The sequence below is a fragment of the Bradyrhizobium sp. 18BD genome (genome assembly GCF_054185225.1).
In genome coordinates this window covers 1-434 of the sequence record NZ_JAVAYL010000276.1, presented here as the reverse complement: position 1 = coordinate 434, position 434 = coordinate 1, and the positions used below count along the sequence as shown (strand labels likewise).

Genomic DNA, 434 nt, shown 5'->3' with positions numbered 1-434 from the left:
GCCTGAACGGCGCGGCAGGCGCGAACGCGCCGCCGCGTCATGCGTGCGCGTCGTAAAGCGTTGCGACGAAATCGACGAACGCGCGCACCTTGGGCGGTACATGCCGGGATTTCGGATACAGCGCGTAGTAATGGCGTTTCGCCAGCGTATGGCCGGGCAGGATGGGCACGAGCCGCCCGTGCGTGATGTCGCCCCGCACCGTATGGTGCGGGAATGCGGCGATGCCGAGCCCGGCGATCACGGCGGCATGCAGCGCGGTGATCGCGTCGATGCGCAGCGGGCCGTCGAGCCGGATCGTGACGGGTGCCCCGCGCAGCGGCGTGACGCGCCAGCTCGTCCGATCGTCGCTTCCACTATAGGCGAGCAAGTCATGTTTCTCGAGGTGCGCGGGCGTGCGTGGCAGACCGCGACGCGCGACATAGTCGGGCGACGCG

The 434-nt window shown here is 69.4% G+C and carries 1 protein-coding gene; it reads right to left on the bottom strand.

Features of this window, described 5'->3' with window-relative positions; translation table 11 throughout:
- Nucleotides 1–37: 37 nt before the first annotated feature.
- Nucleotides 38–434: substrate binding domain-containing protein (locus RAD16_RS41450; protein ID WP_458163743.1), on the bottom strand; the 397-nt coding region annotated here is incomplete at its 5' end.